General features: G+C 69.1%; 15 protein-coding genes. 4 read left to right on the forward strand and 11 right to left on the reverse strand.

Annotation, left to right across the window (positions count from 1 at the left end; genetic code table 11):
• Nucleotides 1-93: 93 nt before the first annotated feature.
• Nucleotides 94-1,338 (forward strand): protein kinase domain-containing protein, encoded by a 1,245-nt coding sequence (locus GAA2_RS15090; RefSeq protein ID WP_024500391.1) that lies wholly within the window; start codon nt 94-96, stop codon nt 1,336-1,338.
• A 178-nt stretch (nt 1,339-1,516) separates the two neighbouring features.
• Here the strand turns inward: GAA2_RS15090 and GAA2_RS15095 are convergent, their stop codons facing one another.
• Complete coding sequence (locus GAA2_RS15095; RefSeq protein WP_024500392.1) at nt 1,517-2,920, reverse strand: class II 3-deoxy-7-phosphoheptulonate synthase; 1,404 nt, start codon at nt 2,918-2,920, stop codon at nt 1,517-1,519.
• 41 nt (nt 2,921-2,961) lie between these two features.
• A complete protein-coding gene (locus GAA2_RS15100) occupies nt 2,962-3,456 on the reverse strand; it encodes a polyadenylate-specific 3'-exoribonuclease AS (RefSeq protein ID WP_006434978.1) in 495 nt (164 codons plus the stop codon).
• A 135-nt stretch (nt 3,457-3,591) separates the two neighbouring features.
• Between GAA2_RS15100 and GAA2_RS15105 the strand changes: the two genes are divergently transcribed.
• A complete protein-coding gene (locus GAA2_RS15105) occupies nt 3,592-5,184 on the forward strand; it encodes a glycosyltransferase 87 family protein (RefSeq protein WP_024500393.1) in 1,593 nt (530 codons plus the stop codon).
• 288 nt (nt 5,185-5,472) lie between these two features.
• Here GAA2_RS15105 and GAA2_RS15110 read toward each other — a convergent pair whose 3' ends face one another.
• From GAA2_RS15110 to GAA2_RS15135, 6 genes are all read right to left on the reverse strand, one after another.
• Nucleotides 5,473-6,183: a lysophospholipid acyltransferase family protein gene (locus tag GAA2_RS15110; protein ID WP_024500394.1), complete on the reverse strand. Its 711-nt coding sequence runs from the start codon at nt 6,181-6,183 to the stop codon at nt 5,473-5,475.
• 136 nt (nt 6,184-6,319) lie between these two features.
• A complete protein-coding gene (locus GAA2_RS15115; RefSeq protein WP_024500395.1) occupies nt 6,320-7,309 on the reverse strand; it encodes an ROK family protein in 990 nt (329 codons plus the stop codon).
• Nucleotides 7,309-7,743, reverse strand: a complete 435-nt coding sequence (locus GAA2_RS15120; protein ID WP_024500396.1) for a hypothetical protein — start codon at nt 7,741-7,743, stop codon at nt 7,309-7,311. The genes GAA2_RS15115 and GAA2_RS15120 overlap by 1 nt, the downstream gene beginning before the upstream one ends.
• A gap of 169 nt (nt 7,744-7,912) precedes the next feature.
• Nucleotides 7,913-9,097 carry an ArsA-related P-loop ATPase gene (locus GAA2_RS15125; protein ID WP_024500397.1) on the reverse strand — a complete coding sequence of 395 codons (1,185 nt, stop codon included), beginning with the start codon at nt 9,095-9,097 and terminating at the stop codon, nt 7,913-7,915.
• A 20-nt stretch (nt 9,098-9,117) separates the two neighbouring features.
• On the reverse strand, nt 9,118-9,555 hold the full coding sequence (locus tag GAA2_RS15130) for an SRPBCC family protein (protein ID WP_024500398.1): 438 nt from the start codon (nt 9,553-9,555) through the stop codon (nt 9,118-9,120).
• Nucleotides 9,555-9,998 (reverse strand): hypothetical protein, encoded by a 444-nt coding sequence (locus GAA2_RS15135; RefSeq protein WP_024500399.1) that lies wholly within the window; start codon nt 9,996-9,998, stop codon nt 9,555-9,557. The genes GAA2_RS15130 and GAA2_RS15135 overlap by 1 nt, the downstream gene beginning before the upstream one ends.
• Nucleotides 9,999-10,106: 108 nt before the next feature.
• Here GAA2_RS15135 and GAA2_RS15140 point away from each other — a divergent pair, with 108 nt between their 5' ends.
• Complete coding sequence (locus GAA2_RS15140) at nt 10,107-11,915, forward strand: AMP-dependent synthetase/ligase (protein WP_024500400.1); 1,809 nt, start codon at nt 10,107-10,109, stop codon at nt 11,913-11,915.
• Nucleotides 11,916-11,994: 79 nt separating this feature from the next.
• The gene (locus GAA2_RS15145) at nt 11,995-12,942 is read left to right on the forward strand and encodes an NADP-dependent oxidoreductase (protein ID WP_024500401.1); all 948 of its coding nucleotides are present in this window, start codon (nt 11,995-11,997) and stop codon (nt 12,940-12,942) included.
• Nucleotides 12,943-12,949: 7 nt separating this feature from the next.
• Here GAA2_RS15145 and GAA2_RS15150 read toward each other — a convergent pair whose 3' ends face one another.
• Genes GAA2_RS15150 through GAA2_RS15160 form a run of 3 tightly spaced genes read right to left on the reverse strand, consistent with a single transcriptional unit; the run spans nt 12,950 to nt 16,506 of the window.
• On the reverse strand, nt 12,950-14,074 hold the full coding sequence (locus GAA2_RS15150) for a glycosyltransferase family 4 protein (RefSeq protein WP_024500402.1): 1,125 nt from the start codon (nt 14,072-14,074) through the stop codon (nt 12,950-12,952).
• Nucleotides 14,074-15,477 carry a hypothetical protein gene (locus tag GAA2_RS15155; RefSeq protein ID WP_191834436.1) on the reverse strand — a complete coding sequence of 468 codons (1,404 nt, stop codon included), beginning with the start codon at nt 15,475-15,477 and terminating at the stop codon, nt 14,074-14,076. The genes GAA2_RS15150 and GAA2_RS15155 overlap by 1 nt, the downstream gene beginning before the upstream one ends.
• Nucleotides 15,478-15,486: 9 nt before the next feature.
• Nucleotides 15,487-16,506, reverse strand: coding sequence for a C40 family peptidase (locus GAA2_RS15160; protein ID WP_262411034.1), 1,020 nt, complete (start codon nt 16,504-16,506; stop codon nt 15,487-15,489).
• Nucleotides 16,507-16,682: the final 176 nt, after the last annotated feature.

Here is a 16,682-nt window from a genome sequence, read left to right on the forward strand (position 1 = left end):
GATCCCCGCCTGCCCGCCCGAGGTCCGACACCGACCGCAGCTCACACGCGCCGATGACCCCGACGGTACGGTGCTGCAGGTAGATTCAGCGGGGTGAACTCCCCCGTCGACCCGATGCTCGGGACCGTCCTCGAGGACCGGTACCGCATCGACGCTCCCATCGCGCGGGGTGGCATGTCGGCGGTCTACCTCGGTGTCGACCTCCGGCTCGGCCGCGACGTGGCGGTCAAGGTGATGGACTCGCGGTACTCGGGCGATCCGCAGTTCCTGCGCCGCTTCGAGTTCGAGGCGCGCGCGGTCGCCGGCCTCAAACACCCGGGTCTCGTCGCGGTCTACGACCAGGGCATCGACAACGGCATCGCCTTCCTGGTCATGGAACTCGTCGACGGCGGAAGCCTGCGTGAGCTGCTGCGCGAGCGCGGACCGATGCCCCCGCACGCCGTGGTGGCCGTCGCCGAACCCGTACTCGGCGGTCTCGGGACCGCCCACGCCGCGGGACTGGTCCATCGCGACGTCAAACCCGAGAACGTGCTGATCTCCGACGCCGGTGAGGTCAAGGTCGCCGACTTCGGACTGGTGCGCGCCGTCGCGGAGGCAGGGGTGACCTCGGCCAGCGTGATCCTCGGTACCGCCGCCTACCTCTCGCCCGAACAGGTCGAGTCCACCCACGCCGACGCGCGTAGCGACGTCTACTCGATGGGCGTGATGATGTTCGAGATGCTGACGGGCCGAACACCTTTCCACGGCGACTCGCCGCTGTCTCTCGCCTACCAGCGACTCACCTACGACGTCCCCGCGCCGGGCGACGTGATCGCGGGTGTCCCCGCGGAATTCGACGAGATCGTGCTGCGGGCGACCGAACGCAACCCCGCCGACCGGTACGCCGACGGTTTCGAGATGCAGCGCGCCCTGCTCACCGTTGCCGACGACCTCGATCTGCCGCCGTTCACCGTGCCCGCGCCGAAGCGGTCGCGCGAGCGCGAGATGAAATCGCGCTACCGCGCGGCCGGACCGGGCGGTCACGGAACGCGGATCCAGTCGGCACCCGGCCCGTATGAACCGGGCGCCTCGTCACCGGACTCCCCCGCGGCACCGGTCCGACCGGTCGTCGAACCCGCCGACGATCGGCCCGTCCCGCCTGCCCGCGAGCGGAACGATCGACCGGGATCGCGCGGGCGGGACGCCGCCGACACGCGCGACCAGGCCCCGCTCGAACCCGAACTCGTCGGGGGCGGACGCCTGGGCGCGCTGCTGTGGATTCTCCTGGTGCTGCTGATCGCCGTCGGTCTGGGTGCTGCCGGGTTCTGGGTCGGCAGCACCTATCTCACGATCGGCTGACCTCGATACGGTCGGCGGAGAGAACCGCTGGTCGAGTAGCCGAGGAGCCTGCGACGAGCCCCACGACCGCCGGTTGAGTAGCCGAGGAGCCTGCGACGAGCCCCACGACCGCCGGTTGAGTAGCCGAGGAGCCTGCGACGAGGCGTATCGAAACCACTCGCCCCGTCGCCGGAAAGTGTCAGCCGCGCAGCATCTCCGCGACGAGGAACGCCAGCTCGAGCGACTGCTGGGTGTTGAGGCGCGGGTCGCATGCGGTCTCGTAGCGGCCGGCGAGGTCGAGGTCCGAGATCTCCTGTGCGCCACCGAGACACTCGGTGACGTTCTCACCGGTCAGCTCGACGTGCACGCCGCCCGGATGGCTGCCGAGCGCACGGTGGACCTCGAAGAAGCCCTGCACCTCGTCGACGATGCGGTCGAAGTGCCGCGTCTTGAAGCCGGTCGAGGCCTCATGGGTGTTTCCGTGCATGGGGTCGCACTGCCAGATGACCTTGTGACCGGTCGCCTCGACGGCGGCGACGATCGCCGGGAGCACCTCGCGCACCTTTCCGTTGCCCATCCGGGCGACGAGGGTCAGGCGGCCCGGAACGTTGTGCGGGTCGAGTCGTTCGACGTACTCGACGGCCTGCTCGGGCGTCGTCGTCGGTCCGATCTTCACGCCGATCGGGTTGTTGATCAGCTCGGCGAACGCGATGTGCGCGCCGTCGAGCTGACGGGTGCGCTCACCGATCCACAGGAAGTGTGCCGAGAGGTCGTAGAGGACCTTGTCCCCGCTCTTCGCGTCGGCCGCGGGGTCGTCGGCCAGTCGCAGCATGGCGCGTTCGTAGTCGAGGACGAGCGCTTCGTGCGAGGCGTAGATCGACGCCGAGTGGAGGCTCGAATCGGTGACGCCGCAGGCGTCCATGAACCGCAGACCGCGGTCGATCTCGGCTGCGAGTGCCTCGTACCGGGCGCCGGCGGGCGACGTCCGCACGAATTCGCGGTTCCAGTCGTGGACCCGGTGCAGGTCGGCCTCGGCCTGGGTGAGCGCACGGACCAGGTTCATGGCCGCGGCGGCGTTCGCGTAGGCGCGCACCAGACGCGACGGATCGTGGGCACGCACGGCCTCGTCGGCCGGGAAGCCGTTGACCATGTCGCCGCGGTACGACGGCAGGCCGAGGGCGTCGACGTTCGACGACCGCGGCTTGGCGTACTGGCCGGCGATGCGCGCGACCTTCACCACCGGAAGGCTCGCGCCGTAGGTCAGCACGACGGCCATCTGCAACAGCGTGCGGATGTTCGCCTTGATGTGGGGTTCGGTGTTGTCGGCGAAGGTCTCCGCGCAGTCACCGCCCTGCAACAGGAAGGCCCGTCCCTCGGCGACGTCGGCAAGCTGCGACGACAGCGACTGGACCTCGGCGGGCATGCAGATCGGCGGCACCGACTCCAGGACGGTGCGGATCTTGCGTGCCTCCTCGGCGGGCCAGCTCGGCTGCTGCAGCGCGGGGCGGCTCATCGCGTCGTCGAAACGCTCCTGGAGGCCACCGGGCAACGGCGGCAGCTCGGGGAGTTCGTCGATCGGAACGTCTACGGTCCAGTTCACCACTTGTCCAGCGTAAAGCAGACGCGCCCGCGATTTGCGCCGGGTCAGCCGGCCATCTTCCGCCGGGCCTCCTCGATCGCCTCCCAGCGGCGCAGGTTGTGCCGCGCGTCGCTCAGTGCGTCGTGGGCGTCGGAGGGCGCCGGCGGGAGTGCGGGACGGCCGGCGGCGTCCCAGTGCTGCCGGAGTTCCCGGGTGAAACGCGGGATGGGACGCGGCAGCGCGGTCATCGGACCCCACATCTGACACAGGACGACGTGGTCGTAGGCACCCACCCACGCCCACAGTTCGATGTCGGTCCCGTCGGCGGTGAGGAACTCGAGGAGGTCCTCACGGATCCGGCGGCGGTCCTTCCACACCGGCGACGACGGGGACGGCAGTTTGGGCAACACGTTCGCGCGCACCCAGTCACCGGCGCGGCCGGGATCGAACTCGGTGGACACCGCATAGAACTCACGGCCGTCCTCGCCGACGACCCCGATCGAGACCAGCTCGATGGTGTTTCCGTCCTCGATGAACTCCGAGTCGTAGAAGAACCGCATGGGGACAGTTTCACACGCCGTTTTTCCACGTCCCGGGACACCCTCGGACGGGACCCGCACACGCGCCCGGGCGATGTACGTTTCGCCATTGCCGTCGTTTGCTGGCTACCCTGGTAATTCGTGCGCTCCAGGTCTGTGCTGGCGACCGCTCTCCTGGCGGCGTCGATCATCGCGCGGCTCGTCTGGGACACGCTGACCGTGAACGGCAGGAACTTCGTCGACCTGCATGTTTACCGCGACGGTTCGGCGGGTCTCGCCGACGGGTCGCTCTATTTGTTCACCTATTCCGGTGAGACGGACTTCGCGCTGCCCTTCACCTACCCACCGTTCGCCGCGGTGGTGCTCTATCCCCTGTCGCTGATCCCGTGGGACATCGTGGCGATCGGCTGGCAGCTCGCGACCTTCGCCGCCCTCTACGCCTGTGTGGTGCTCGCGCTCCGACTGTGCGGCCGGTCCACCGACGTCCACGCGCTCGCGGCGCTGTGGACCGCACCGGCCATCTGGTGTGAGCCGGTCCGGGTGACCCTGGACTACGGCCAGATCAACGTCTTCCTGATGCTCGGCACCCTGATGGCGATCTCCTGGGCGCGTCGAGCCGACGGGACCCCGAGCGAGCGCGGTGTGCTCGCGGGCGGCGCACTGATCGGCCTCATGGCCGGCATCAAGCTCACCCCGGCCATCAGCGGCCTCTGGTACCTCGCCGTCCGCAAGCCGTGGGGTGCACTGTCGGCGGCGTTCGCCTTCGTGCTCACGGTCCTCGGCTGCCTGCTGCTCTTCCCGGAGGTCACCCGGACCTACTACGGCACCCTGTTCGGGGACGCCGAACGCATCGGCCCCGTCCAGGCGGTCATCAACCAGAGCCTGCGCGGGACCCTCTCGCGGTTCGTCGGCTTCGATGTCGGCACCGGTTGGATCTGGTTCCTCGGCGTCCTGGTCGCCACCGTCGTGGCCGTGTTCACCTGGCGCGCGGTGTCCGACGCCCTCGGCGTCCTGCTCGTCGTGCAGTTCTTCGGCCTGCTGATCTCGCCGATCTCCTGGGTCCACCACTGGGTGTGGGTGGTGCCCCTGGGCGTCTGGCTCGTACACGGCGCGGGCGCTCGACGCCCCGGCGCCCGCGCGATCCTGGGCATGTGGGTGGTCGTCGCCGGGCTCGGCATCCCATGGATCCTGCGCGTCCTCATCGAATACGGACCCGAGCCCCAGGCTGCCGTCGAGGCCGTGTTCGGAGCGGCCTGGTCGATCGCCACCTTCGTCACGATGGGCTGGCTGATCGCCACCCGTGCGGCGCGCGGCGCCCACCGAACCGACGACCGCCCGCAGGATGTGGTGGCAGCGGCCATCGTCGACGACGGTCGGGTTCTGCTCGCCCAGCGCGCACATCCGGCCGAGCTCGCCGGCAAGTGGGAACTGCCCGGTGGCCGAGTCGAATCCGGCGAGACCCACGCGACCGCTCTCACCCGCGAGATCCGCGAGGAACTCGGGGCCGAGATCGAGGTGGCGGCGCGTATCGGGGCGGAGGTCACCCTCCCCAACGGCCTGATGCTGTACGCCTACCGCGCCCGCCTACATTCCGGAACCCCGGCCGCCCTGGAACATCTGGACATGCAGTGGTTCTCGGCCGACGAACTACGCCGGCTCGATCTCGACGACGTCGTACCCGCCGACCGTGACTGGATTCCCGAGCTGTGCGCCGTCCTCGACGACGCGCGGGTGGGCGAAGCGGGTTAGCACCCCGGTCGTCAACGCTTTCCGCGCGTGGGTTGACCGCCGCTTCGCGCACCTCAGTGGCCGCGGTCGGCCGGCCGGGCCGTCGTGAAGGACGAGAGACTCTCTCGGCCGGACAACGCGTCACCGATCACGCGCGAGGGGTTCGGCGCGTCGGATGAGCGAGTGCGAAATGACGTCGCGTGCGACATCGCTGCAACTGTAGGAGCTCGGTCGACGTCGTTCACCCCTGGTCGATGTCGCACGCGACCTCGATCAGGGTGCCGTGCACTGGGTTGCGGGTCGCACTGCTCAGGCGGCCGCGTCGGCAGCCTGCGACTCGGTGGACGGGGCCTTGTTCTTGAGGCTCGCGGCGTAGACGTCGACGTACTGCTGGCCGGAGAGCTGCATGAGTTCGTACATGATCTCGTCGGTGACGGCGCGCTCGATGTAGCGGTTGCCCTCCATTCCCTCGAAGCGGGAGAAGTCGAGCGGCTTGCCGATGCGGACGGTCACCCTCGTGGGGCGCGGCAGGATCGACCCGGGCGGGTTGAACTTGTGGGTGTCGATCATGGCGACCGGGATGACCGGCACTCCGGTGTCCATCGCCAGACGCGCGAGTCCGGTCTTGCCCTTGTACAGGCGGCCATCGGGTGAGCGGGTGCCTTCCGGGTACATGCCCATCAGCTTGCCCTTGTCGAGTTGGCGGCGTGCGGCGGTGAAGGCACCTTCGGCGGCGGCCGCGCCCGACCGGTCGATGGGGATCTGACCGACCGCGGTGAAGAACCACCGCTGGAACGCGCCCTTGAGACCCGTGCCGGTGAAGTACTCGCTCTTGGCGAGGAAGTAGATCCGGCGGTCGACCATCAGCGGGAGGAAGAAGCTGTCCATCACCGCGAGGTGGTTGCTCGCCAGGATGGCGGGCCCGTCGACCGGGATGTTCTCGTGTCCCTCGATCCTCGGGCGACCCAAGACGCGGAGGAACGGTCCCAGGAAGATGTACTTGAACGCCCAGTACCACATGAGACTCTCCTCGCCGCGCATTACTCCTGACCCGATGCCGGTGTCGACAGCGGACCCCCACCGCCGGAACCCGCACCCCGTGGTCCCGACATCAAGACCTTACCTGCGTCGACTCTACCGACCGGCCCCGGTTTCCTCAGCGGGCGGCAGACGGCGGCGTCGAGCGACTCGCCGCCGTCCGAAGTGCTTGGCGCGCAACCTCGGCCGCGCCGACGACACCGGCTGTCTCACCGAGCTGGGTGCCACGTATCCGGGCGAGCTGACGGTGGCCGGCACCGGTGACCTGCCGCGCGTAGTGCTCACGCGCCTCGTCGAGGAACAAGCCCGAGGCCGCGCCGACGCCGCCGGCCAGCACGATCAGGTCCGGGTCGAAGATGTCTGCGATCATCGCCAGACCCTGTCCCAGGGAGGTCGCGAACCGGGCGAAGGCCGCCAGGGCCACGGCATCGCCGTCGGCGGCCGCACCGGCGACCCGCCGGCCGGTCAGGGAACCGGGGTCGGCGGCGACGTCGGCGGCGAGCTGGCTGCGCCCCCAGTCGCCGTCGGCCAGCAACTCGACCACGGTGTCAACCAAAGCGGTTCCGCTGCAATACCTTTCCCAGCATCCGCGTTTGCCACAGGCACAGGCACGACCGTCGGGGACGATCGCGAGGTGTCCGAGTTCCGGTGCGACGCCGTAACTCCCGCGGTAGATCTCGCCGTCGATCACGAGACCGGCACCGATGCCGGTACCGATCGCGAGCACCACCGTGTTGTGTCCACGCGCGGCCGCACCGAACCGCACCTCGGCCACCGCCGCCGCGTTGGCGTCGTGTTCGGCGAACACCGGGATGCCGACGCGTCGGGTCATGTCCTCGGCCACCGGGGCCTCACGCCACGGCAGATGGGGCGCGAACCGGACGATGCTGCGGTCGGTGGTCAGGAACCCGGCGATCGCGAGCCCGACGGCCTTCGCGTCCCACCTCGAGGTCAGCTCGCCGACGAGACGGTCCAGGCAGTGTTCGAGGGCCTGAGCGGTGGGCGGCGTCTGCGCGCGGAGGGTGTCGAGCATCGTGCCGCGGTCGTCGACCACCGACGCACGCACACTCGTGCCGCCGATGTCGATCCCGATCGTCAGCTCACCCATCACTGCTCCTGCTCGGGTGCGGTGGACGCGTCCGGACGACGCGGGCTGCCGATCCGAACCGCGATCGGCTCGTAGTTCCGCGGTTCCGACACCGAGCTGGGAGCCGACCGCAGAGCCTCCGCGATGGCCTCGAGGACGGCGATGACCGCCGCGAGAAGCCGGGCGATGAGGTCGCCGATCTCGCGCAGCAACGAGGTGATCTCCCCCGACGCACCGGCGAGTGTCTGGCCGACCGGGCCGTCGGCACCGAACGCGGCTACATACCCGGCGGCAGCCGCGCCCGCGTCCTGCGTGCCACCCGCGAAGAGACCCGCCAGCGCGTCGATCTGATTGGCCACACCGAGCAACAGGTCCCGGACCGGATCGCCGTGCGGACCACCGCGGTCGTCACGATCGGGCCCGTCACCCCGTGACGTCCCCTCGTCCGTGCCCATGCGCGTAGTCTCCCCTCACCGCTCGTACCCGGAGGCCTGGTGCCGCTCGCTCTCGCCATCATGAATGGACGGGCGTCCCAGCACCGTACCGTGTGGTCGCCGAACGCGCGTTCTCGCACACGACTGCGCGGGCGGTCTTCGAACGTACCCGGTGTCCGTGCGGCGTCGACTAGCGGCGCGGCCAGACGGCGGGGTCGGGGACGAAACAGACGGTCAGCCGGCCGTCGTCCCAGGCCGCGTCGACCACCGTGCACCGGCGCAACACCGACGGCAGACGCACCGGGTGACGGAACCCGGAGACGGTCACGAGCAGGTCGTCGCCGCTGCGGCCGAGGGCCAGCGAATCGGGTTCGGGCAGGCGCTGTGACCACGACAGCCGGAAGGAGACCGGCTCCTCGGAGGCGGTCTCGACGACCGCAGCAGCCGATCCGCGCGGGATACCGTGTGGATCGGGCAACCGGACCGCGAGTTTGCGCAGCCGCGCCATCCGGTCGATCGTCTCCGTGGACCGGTCCACCAGTGCGACCCGCACATCGCCGCGTCCGGCGAGAAGCCCCTCGACGTGCGCGGCGAGGTCTTCCGGCGACTCCGCGCCCACACCGCGGTTCACCTGAACCGAGGTGAGCGGTAGTCCCATGACGTCCGCCCCCGCGACATAGTGCTCAGCGAGGCGGCGTGCCCGATCCTCCGCGCCGAGAACCAGGTGGACGGCCACCGCATGCGCGTCGGCGAACAACTCGGCGACGTCCGCGCAGTCGCGGTCGATGGCGTCGACCGCGGCGGTCAACTGTGCCATCACCGGCCGTTCGGCCGCCATCGCGAGCCGCCGGTGCCGCGGCCAGAACCGGTTGAGGGCCTGACTCAGCACCGCTCCCCCACGCAGGAACTGCAAGGGGTCGCCACACCCCGAGCAGTCGACGACGATCCGTTGCCACCGACCACTCGTCGCCTCGTCGCGGATGCGCCGGAGCAACAGGAAGTCGTCGATACCCGGCAACGAGGTCAGCTCCGCGGCGTCGATGCCGGCGAGGGTCCCCACCCCCGGCATGACGGCCTTGCTGCGTCCGACCGTGTGCTCGAGGACGTCGACGAAGGCCGACCACGTGCGTTCGGTGAGATCGAGCCGGTCGAGTGTCAGCAGGTGCAGGAACTTCGAGACCGCCACCGGCTCACCGGGTTGCCGGTAGACGCGAGCCCAGTCGTGCACCGGCGACCAACGGTCGACCGTGATGAGCAGTGTGTGCTGCTCCGGTCGGGTGACGGCACGACGCGAATCCCTGGGCGTGCTGGGCCGTTGGGACGCCGCCGCGGCGGCGACAGCGGAGACACCGGAGCCTCCGGGACCGAGCACCACATGAATGGGTGTGAGATCGATCAGCCTTCGACCCTCTTCTTGAGCTCGTGCAGCGCGGAATCGGTGATCGCCTTCTCCGCACGACGTTTCAGCTGTCCGATCATCGGCACCTGCAGGTCGACCATCAGCTCATAGGTGACCTTGGTCGAGCCGGGAACCTGCTGGGTCAGGATGTAGCGGCCCCGCTGGTCCTTCTGCAGATCACTGGAGACCAGCCGCCACGACACCGACGTCCCGTCCGGATCCCACTCGTAGGCAAGCACATACGTGTCCTGCAGGACACCGGCGTCGAGCACGAACCGCACCTCGAGTGCGCGCCCGGCGGCGTCGGCGCGCAGCACCTCGACCTCACGCGCCGCGGCGACCCAGTCCGGGTAGTGCTCGAAATCGGAGATCACGGCCAGGATGTCCTCGGCGTCCGCGCCGATGACGATGTCGCGTTCGGTGTGATCGGCCATCACACGGCCTCGGCGGTCTCGGCACCGGCGGCCGGACCGCCCACGTGCCGGCCGGCCTCGAGGAGCTTCTTCACCTCGAAGGACATGTCCTTGCCCGCCACACGACGACGTTTGTTCTCCTCCGCCAGCGCGTCGGCGCGTGCGCGCGGATCGTCTCCCCGCTCGCCGCCCAGCGGCTGCGTCGGTTCCGCATGGAGGAAGTAGTGCAGTACGAAGCCGTCGAGAATGGCTTCGTTCCAGATCTCCATCGTTCCGGCCACCGGTCCGTCGACACGCCACCGGACCCCCTGCTCGGCACGGTCTTCGGTGACCGCCAGACGCAGGTCGGGCCACCATCGCCGCCAGTTCGCGGGGTCGCCGATCACGGCAGCGGCCAGGCGGGGTGCCGCGGCGACGAAGACCTCGTCGGCCACCTGGATGCTCGTCACGCCCACTAGCTTCACATACTCGTGTCGGCGCAGGGTAGTGCACCCGACGGGCGGTGCCGTGAACGTCCCGGTTCCCAACAGAGTTACGATCTGCACAACGGCATCTACTGGAGGGTAACCACGATGAGTGAGTACAGCGTGCCTGCGAAATTCTCGATCGCCGACGACGAGAACTGCACGAACATCATCTTCGATCTGGCACAGCGATCACCTCAGCACGTCGTGTTCCGCCACAAACAGGGCGATACCTGGGCGCCGATCACGGCCGCTGATGCCGCAGCACGCATCTCGTCGATCGCCAAGGGCCTGATCGCCTCCGGCGTGAACCCGGGCGACCGCGTCGCACTTCTCTCGCGCACCCGCCTCGAGTGGAACCTCTTCGACTTCGCGATCTGGTCGGCCGGCGCGATCACCGTGCCGATTTACGACTCGTCGTCGGCCAGCCAGATCGAGTGGATCATGCGCGATTCCGGCGCCGTCGCGATCGTCCTCGAAGACGACGGCCATCGTGCCGCCTTCGAGTCCATCGACTCGCTGACCGAATCGGTCAAGGTGTTCCAGATCGATCGCGCCGACGGACCGGGTGCCGTCGACGAACTCGTGTCCGCCGGCGCCGATGTCCACGACGACGAGGTCGCCAAGCGCCGCGCGACCGTCGGTGCCGCCGACCCGGCGACCCTCATCTACACCTCGGGCACCACCGGGCGACCGAAGGGGTGCGAGCTGACCCATTCGAACATGCTCTCCGAGGTGCGCGCGGTCCTCGCCGGCGACATCCTCGACGACCTCATCGCGCGCGACGAGAAGCGTCTCCTGATGTTCCTGCCGCTCGCACACGTCCTGGCCCGCGCCATCACCCTGGTCGCGATCGAGGCCGGCGCCGAGGTCGGGCACACCAGTGACATCAAGACCCTCGTCGACGAGTTCGCGGTCTTCAAGCCGTCGCTCATCCTCTCGGTGCCGCGCGTGTTCGAGAAGGTCTACAACTCCGCGCGCCAGAAGGCCCACGACGGCGGCAAGGGCAAGATCTTCGACGCCGCGGCCGAGACCGCCATCGCCTACTCCGAGGCGCGTGAGAAGGGTCAGATCGGGCTGCTCCTCAAGCTCAAGCACGCCCTGTTCGACGCGCTCGTCTACAAGAAGCTCCGCGACGCCCTCGGCGGCGAGTGCGGGATGGCGATCTCCGGTGGCGGCCCCCTCGGTGCACGCCTGGGCCACTTCTTCTCCGGCGTCGGCATCCCGGTGTTCGAGGGTTACGGCCTGACCGAGTCGACCGCCGCGTTCAGTGTGAACACCCCCTCCGCCTGGAAGATCGGCACCGTCGGCAAGCCCTTGTCGGGCAACGCCGTTCGCCTCGGCGAGGACGGCGAGATCCTGCTCAAGGGCGGCGTCGTGTTCAAGGAGTACTGGCAGAACCCGGAGGCGACGGCCACCGCGATCGTCGACGGCTGGTTCCACACCGGCGACCTCGGCACCGTCGACGCCGACGGCTTCATCACGATCACCGGCCGCAAGAAGGAACTCATCGTGACCGCGGGCGGCAAGAACGTCTCCCCCGCCGGACTCGAGGACGTCATCCGCGCCAACGCCCTGATCTCCCAGGCGATGGTCGTCGGCGACGCGAAGCCGTTCATCGGCGTGCTGATCACGATCGACTCCGAAGCGTTCCCCGCCTGGAAAGAACGCAACAACAAGCCGGAGTCGGCCTCGGTCGCCGATCTCTCCGACGACGCCGACCTGCGGGCCGAGATCCAGTCGGCCATCGACGCCGCCAACAAGACGGTGTCTAGCGCGGAGGCGATCAAGAAGTTCCGCATCCTGCCGTCGGACTTCACCGAGGAGACCGGCGAGATGACCCCGACCCTCAAGGTCAAGCGCAACGTGGTCGTGGAGAAGTTCTCCGACGACATCGAGGCGATCTACCAGAAGTGATCCTCCAGAAGTGATCTTCCAGAACTGATCCGTTCGCCGGATCAGGAATCAATCCGCCCGAGCACCCGTTGGTGCCACCATGCGTGCAATCACCTACAGCCGCTTCGGCGGCCCTGATGTCCTGGAGGTCACCGATCTCCCCACGCCCAAGGTCGGTCCGGACTCCGTACTGATCCGAGTGCGCGCCTCGAGTGTCAACCCCGTGGACTGGAAGGTCCGCGAGGGACACCTCGCCGAGATCATGGACACCGTGTTCCCGGTGATCCCGGGTTGGGATGTCGCGGGCGTGGTCGAGCAGGTCGGCCTGGACACGCCGGAGTTCCGGGTGGGCGACGAGGTGTTCGGTTACGTCCGGAAGGACGTCGTCGGCGGGGAGGTCGCCGGCGGCACGTTCGCCGATCTGGTCGCCGCACCGGTCCGCACACTCGCGCACAAGCCGTCCAGCTTGTCGTTCGAGGAGGCTGCGGCCGTACCGCTCGCCGGACTGACGGCGTACCAGACGATTCGACGGGCGGGCGTGCAGTCGGGTCACACTGTGCTGGTCCATGCCGCCGCGGGCGGCGTCGGGTCGTTCGCGGTTCAGATCGCGCGATCTCTGGGCGCACGGGTGATCGGCACCGCCTCGGAGTCCAATCACGACTACCTCCGAACCCTCGGCGCCGAGCCCACCACCTACGGGGATGGTCTGGCAGACCGGGTACGTGCGCTCGAGCCCGCCGGTGTCGACGTCGTCCTCGACTATGTCGGTGGAGAGGCACTCGATTCGGTGCCAGACGTATTGCGCGACGGCGGCACCGTCGCCTCCATCATCGACGCACGGGCGCGAGATGAGTTCGGGGGCCAGTACGCGTGGGTGCGTCCCGACTCCGCGGACCTCGCCGAGCTCGCCCGGCTCGCCGACGCGGGCGACCTCAAGCCGGAGATCGCCGAGGTCTTCGACCTGGCCGACGCTGCCGGCGCTCACGAGCGCAGCCAGTCCGGTCATGTGCGAGGAAAGATCGTGGTTCGAGTCTCGACCGGGGCGTAGGGACGACTCAGAGCAATTGGCGCAGCCGGGCCGCCATCTGACTCCACTGCCAGTTCTCCATCACGAAACGCCTTCCGGCAGCGCCCATATCGGCCGCCGCCGCCCGGTCGCCGAGGATCGCCAGGATCGCCAGGGCGACGGCGTCGACGTCGGTGCCGTCGACCGTCGTCCCCGTCACCCCCTCCACCACGGTCTCCGGCGCACCACCCGAGAGCCCGGCGACCACCGGCACGCCGGTCGCCGAGGCCTCGAGATAGACGATTCCGAGCCCTTCGACGTCGAGTCCGCCCCCGCGGGTGCGGGACGGCATCGCGAAGACGTCGGCGATGTTGTGATATGCCGAGAGTTCTTCGGCCGGAACCGATCCGGTGAAGATCACGTGATCGGTGACATCCGCCTCGGCAGCGAGTGCGTGCAGCTTCTCCGCATACGGGCCGCCGCCGACGACCACCAGTACGGCATCGGGCATCCGGCGACGGATCAGCGGCAGCGCCCGGATGAGCACGTCCTGCCCCTTACGCGGCACCAGTCGCGACAGACACAGGATGGTCGGCCGGTCCCCCAGGTCGTGACGGTCGCGGAACTTCTGCCGCAGAATCGGATCGGGCGCGAACCGGTCGACATCGACACCAGGCGGCAGGTATTCGAGTGCGGCATGCGGACCGAAGGCGGAGGCGAATCGGCCGCGCGTGTACCGGCTGACGAAGGTGATCACGTCGGTGTGGCGACCGATGTGTCCGAGTACCTGACGTGCCACCGGGAGCATCGACCAGCCGACCTCATGGCCGTGCGTACTGGCGAGCACGCGCTGGGCACCGGCACGCCTCATCGCGGGCGCCAGGACGGCCAGCGGTGCGGCCGCCCCGAACCAGACCGTCGAGATCTCTTCGCGCCGAACGATCTCCGCAGCACGTCGGGCGACGAACGGCGTCGGCAGCATCAGCGTCGTGCGATGGCGGTACACCCGGTACGGCGCTGCCGCGTCGAAGTCGATGTGCGACCGGCCGCGCCAGCGCGGCGCGTAGACGACGATGTCCTCCGGCGGTAGCAGATCTACCAGATTCTGCAGATAGGACTGGATCCCGCCCGGCCGCGGCGGAAAGTCATTCGTGATCAACAGGGTTCGTGACATCAGCGGACCTGTCCCTCGAGCCATCGACCCCACCCGGCCACCAGTTCATCACGACCGACGCCGAGCGCGGCCCGGATGGCGGCGTCCTGGCGAGCCGGGTCGGAGGTTGCCGCGACCCCGAGGTAGAGCCGCTTCAGACGCGCCTCGTCGTACCGGTCGGCGACATAGGCAGCCATCGACCACGCACTCTGATAGGCGATCTGGGAGTTCTGCCCGTCCACGGCGAAGGCAGCGTCGTCGGGCAACGCAGTGGGGGTGTTGCCCGCACGGACCGCCTGGGTCAGGTCGGGTGCGGCGTCGGGGAGTCGGGTGTAGGTGCCCTTGCGGCCGACGTACTCGGCCACGCCCTCGGTGATCCAGAGAGGGGCGTCGAGGGCGGTCTGGGCCCGGGCCGCGACGTGGGTGAGTTCGTGGCGCAGCACGACGGCGAGCGTCGGCGCGGCCAGGTCGTCGGCGGCTGGGGTGAAGACGATGCGCTGGCCGGAGGCGGTGCGCCGGGGGAAGTCCACTCGGCTGTACACGGTCGCGGCGGCTGCGGTGCCGGTCACCCCGCGTCCCGGCGCCACGAGCTCGTCGAACTCCTTCGGTGTCGAGGTCGCGACGAGCACTGCGCGTCGATCCCAGGAGTTGCCCCAGAAGGCGGTCACCGCGTCGACGGCATCGGGCAGCAGCCGGCGCAGGTTCGCCAGCGCCGGGTTGGTGCGCAGGTACCAGGCGATCACCGACGTCCCACCCGCGGTCTCCACATCGGAGACCGAGAGTCCGGGGAGCTCCCACAGCTGGGTCGGGGACGGTTCGCCGCCGAGCGCCTCGGCGTCGCCGACGAGCTTCCACTCGTCGCCGTACCTGGCGACCACGAACTGGTTGGTCACCACCACCTCGGGTTCGTCGACCCCGGGCGCACGCTCGCCTCCGAGGGCGTATCGCAGTTCCACCGGCGCGACCCAGGAGTCGGAACTCCCCTTCACGTCGAGAAGCCCCTGGACATCGGCGGGCACCAGCGTCTCGGCTTCCTCGGTGGGTGCGAGCTGATAGCGGAAACGGGCGAACTGCAATCGACCGTCGGACTCGTCGCCGGAGAACGGCCGGGGACGGAAGTTCTCCGCGGCGGTCACCCATCGATTCTCGAAGGCCGGGATCGCCGTGTCGTCCACGAGGCGGCCGATCGCCCGCAGGTCCCCCGCGGACACGGCGGTGGTGAGGTCGTCGAGCAGGCGCGTCACACCCTCGGCACGCTGCTGCTCATACACATTCGCCGGGGTCGTCGACGTCGTGGTGGACCCGGTGGAGACCGATGCGACGTTCGAGGACGGACCCGGACCCCCACATCCGGTGGTCACACCGATCAGCAGCACCACCGCGGAGGCGAGCGTCGGGCGCCAACGCCCGCGGAGTGAGACCACCAGAGGAGTCTAGAACCGACGGCCGGAGTTGAAGGGACCGGCCTCGTCGAGCGGGACGACCTTGACCGGGACACCGAAGGTCGAGGCGTGGATGACGTATCCGTCGCCGACGTACATCCCCACGTGGTGGGCGTCCGGGTAGTAGATGACCAGGTCGCCGGGCTTGAGGTCCTCGCGGGACACCGGCTGTCCGCCGGCCATCTGCGCCTCACTCGACCGCGGGAGGGTCTTGCCGGCCTGCTTGTAGGCCCACACCATCAGACCAGAGCAGTCGAAGGAACTCGGACCGGTGGCACCCCACACATAGGGATCGCCGATTCGCGTCAACGCTGCCTGAACGGCGACGAGCGCGGCGGCGGTGCCCCTCGGGACGATCCGCGGGTCGAAGTCGAAGGTCGGGCCGCGCAGCGCGGCGAGCTGCTTGCCGGTCATCGACTGGTAGATCGTGCGGATCTGGATCGCCTGCATCTGCAGGTCGGCCTGCTTGGTCTGGAGGTCTCCGCGGACGCGTTCGGCGCGCGAGACCGCCTCCGACGCGGCGAGCGCGGTCTGGTCGGCGTCCTTCTTGGCGGCCGCGGTCTGGGCGCGGACCTTCTTGACGGCGGTCAGGTCCGACGCGGCCTGCCGCGAGATCATGTCGAGCCCCGACATCTGGTCGAGGAGGGCCTGCGGCGAGTCACTGACCATCACCGCATAGAGGCCGCTGACGCGGGCTCCCTGGTAGCTGGCGCGCACGATGGCGTCGACCCTGGCCTGGTAAGCCGCGAGCTGCTCACGGCTGATGTCGAGCTTGCGCTGGGCGTCGGCCGCGGCCTTCTTGGCCTGCACGACGATCGAGCGCTGCTTGTCGTACTCGATCTTGGCGTTGTGCATCGCCTCGGTGGTCTTCTCGGCCTCGGTGCCGAGCTGCTTGTACCGATCGAGAAGCTGATCGGCTGATCGCGCGGGCACGGCCCGCGCCTGCCCGGTTCCGCCGGTCGTCAGTGGGACGACGGTCACGATGGCCGCCAGCAGACACATGACGAGCATCATCGGGCCCGATCGTGCACGGATACGAGTCGCGTTCACTCGCCCCTCCCCGGAAAGCACGGTGCCAGTCACTTCCTTACCGCTTCGTTACCGTCCGCGGACCACCGTAGGTTCCCCCGATGGCCCCAAGGACCGGATCGGGCGGATCGCACCAAACCGCGACCCGCCCTTTCCCT

Origin of the sequence: Gordonia ajococcus (assembly GCF_012974285.1) — a bacterium.
Classification (GTDB): Bacteria; Actinomycetota; Actinomycetes; order Mycobacteriales; family Mycobacteriaceae; genus Gordonia; species Gordonia amicalis.